3 protein-coding genes are annotated in these 2760 nt (G+C 67.6%); all 3 read left to right on the forward strand.

What is annotated here, in order from left to right; translation table 11 throughout:
- The first annotated feature begins 174 nt into the window (after positions 1-174).
- The 3 genes from fdxA (at position 175) to K9U40_RS22490 (ending at position 2660) form a co-directional block, all read left to right on the forward strand.
- Complete coding sequence (gene fdxA / locus K9U40_RS22480; RefSeq protein ID WP_282892325.1) at positions 175-507, forward strand: ferredoxin FdxA; 333 nt, start codon at positions 175-177, stop codon at positions 505-507.
- A 60-nt stretch (positions 508-567) separates the two neighbouring features.
- Positions 568-1344, forward strand: coding sequence for a ferredoxin--NADP reductase (locus K9U40_RS22485; RefSeq protein WP_282892326.1), 777 nt, complete (start codon positions 568-570; stop codon positions 1342-1344).
- A gap of 116 nt (positions 1345-1460) precedes the next feature.
- A complete protein-coding gene (locus K9U40_RS22490) occupies positions 1461-2660 on the forward strand; it encodes an amidohydrolase family protein (RefSeq protein WP_282892327.1) in 1200 nt (399 codons plus the stop codon).
- Positions 2661-2760: the final 100 nt, after the last annotated feature.

A 2760-nucleotide genomic window follows, 5' to 3' on the forward strand; every position in this document is an offset into this window, starting at 1 on the left:
GGGCTGGGGAGGGGGCAGGCCGGTCGGGGCACGACGAGCCTCCGTGTCCCTGCCCAAAATTCCCGCATCGCCGCCCAAAAGCTCCGCACCACCCAGCCGCGCCACCCGTTGACAGCCCTCGCCCCATCGACCTATTTTCATTTGTACACAAACAATATTCCGAGGCGCCCGCTTATGGCCTATGTCGTCACCGAGGGATGCATCCGCTGCACCTATATGGATTGCGTCTCGGTCTGCCCCGTGGACTGCTTTTATGCCGGCGAGAACATGCTGGTGATCCATCCGGACGAGTGCATCGACTGCGGCGTCTGCGAGCCGGAATGCCCCGCCGCCGCCATCGTGCCGGACTCAGACCCGCGCGCCGCCGACTGGGCCGCGCTGAATGCCGAATACGCGGCCAGCTGGCCCAACATTACCGAGAAGGGCGCCCCGCCCGAAGATGCCGACGCCTGGAAGGACACCGCCGACAAGCGCGCGCTGCTCTCCAGCGCGCCGGCCGTGCTTTGACCTGAACCGATCTTCGCCCCGAACGAACCTGCCCCGCGCAGCCTTGCCAGAGACTTGAGAATGAGCAGCAACTTCTTCGAGGAACAGGTGCTCGCCGTCCATCACTGGACCGACCGCCTGTTCAGCTTCACCACCACGCGCGATCCCGGCTTCCGCTTCCGCACCGGGGAATTCACCATGATCGGCCTGAAGGTGGAGGGGCGCCCGCTGCTACGCGCCTATTCGGTGGTGAGCCCGAGCTGGGCCGACACGCTGGAATTCTTCTCCATCAAGGTGCCGAACGGGCCGCTCACCTCGCGCCTCCAGCACATCAACGCGGGCGACAAGATCATCGTCGGCCGCAAGGCCACCGGCACGCTGGTGCTCGACAATCTTTTGCCCGGCCGCAACCTCTATCTGCTGGGCACCGGCACCGGCCTCGCGCCGTTTCTCTCCGTGATCCGCGATCCGGAAACCTATGAGCGGTTTGAGAAGGTGGTGCTTGTCCACGGCTGCCGGCATGTGGCGGACCTCGCCTATGAGGACCTCATCACCAACGAGCTGCCTGCCCACGAGTTCCTCGGCGAGGAGATCGCCGGCAAGCTCGTCTATTACCCGACCGTGACCCGCGAGCCCTTCCGCCACAACGGCCGCATCACCGCGCTTCTGGAGAGCGGCAAGCTCTGCGCCGACGTGGGCCTCAAGCCCCTCGACGCCGCCAGCGACCGCGTCATGATCTGCGGCTCGCCGGCCATGATGGGCGACCTGCGCACGCTCCTGGCCTCGCGCGGCTTCGAGGAGGGCAACAGCGGCGAAGGAGGCCATTTCGTCATCGAGAAGGCCTTCGCCGAGCGCTGACATTTTTCGCCCCGCCCCGTTCTCAGGATCGGGGCGGGGGCCTACACTTCATATGCCTACAAACAAAAGACCGGGTGCGCCCGCGCGTTTCCGGCCGTCCCTTCCGGAGACCTTCCATGGCCCATGATGCCCCCGCAGCCGCCGGCGGCCCCACCAAGCTGGTGATCCGCAACATCGGCCTCATCCTCAGCGGCGATCTTGCAAAGCCCATCCTCGACGCCGACACGGTGGTGGCGGAGGGCGGGCGCATCACCGCCATCGGCCGCGAGAAGGACGTGGACACCGAGGGCGCCACCACCATCATCGACGCCAACGGCACCACGCTCACCCCCGGCCTCATCGACAGCCACGTCCACCCCGTCGCCGGGGACTGGACGCCCCGCCAGAGCCAGATGAACTGGATCGATTCATCGCTCCATGGCGGCGTCACCACCATGATCTCGGCGGGCGAGGTGCATTATCCCGGCCGCGCGAAGGACGTGGTGGGGCTGAAGGCGCTGGCCATCACCGCCCAGCGCTCCTTCGACGCCTTCCGCCCCTCCGGCGTGAAGATCCATGCCGGCGCCCCCGTCATCGAGAACGAGATGGTGGAGGACGATTTCAGGGAGCTGGCCGCCGCCGGCGTGAAGCTCTTGGGCGAGGTGGGCCTCGGCGGGGTGAAGGACGGCCCCACGGCGAAGAAAATGGTGGGATGGGCGCGCAAGTACGGCATCCAGTCCACCATCCATACCGGCGGGCCCTCCATCCCCGGCTCCGGCCTCATCGACAAGGATGTGGTGCTGGAGGCGGACACCGACGTGGTGGGCCATATCAATGGCGGCCACACCGCCTTGCCCGACGGCCAGATCCGCTGCATCTGCGAGGGCTGCAAGCGCGGGCTGGAGCTGGTGCACAACGGCAACGAGCGCTCCGCCCTCTACACCCTGCGCATCGCCCGCGAGATGGGGGACCTTCACCGCGTCATCCTCGGCACCGACGGGCCGGCGGGCTCGGGCGTCCAGCCGCTGGGGATTTTGCGCATGGTGTCCATGCTGTCCGCGCTGGGCGAGCTGCCGGCGGAGGAGGCGTTCTGCCTCGCCACCGGCAACACCGCGCGCATGCGGGCGCTGGATTGCGGGATCATCGAGGTGGGCCGGGCGGCGGATTTCGTGCTGATGGACAAGGCGCAGCATTCGCCCGGCGTGACGCTGCTGGACAGCGTGCGCCTCGGCGACCTGCCCGGCGTGTGCATGACCGTCATCGACGGCATCGTGCGCTCCCAGCGCTCGCGCAACACCCCGCCCGCCGGGCGCATGCCGGTGATCGTGAAGGGCTGAGCCCTTATACGGCGGGCAACACCCAATTCGGGTGGACCTGATCGCAGGTTTGACACACGCGCCGTCGGCCCCCTCTCCCGCCTGCGGGGGAGGGATGGGG

It is taken from the genome of Xanthobacter autotrophicus (assembly GCF_030015065.1).
In the GTDB taxonomy this organism is placed as follows: domain Bacteria; phylum Pseudomonadota; class Alphaproteobacteria; order Rhizobiales; family Xanthobacteraceae; genus Xanthobacter; species Xanthobacter autotrophicus_D.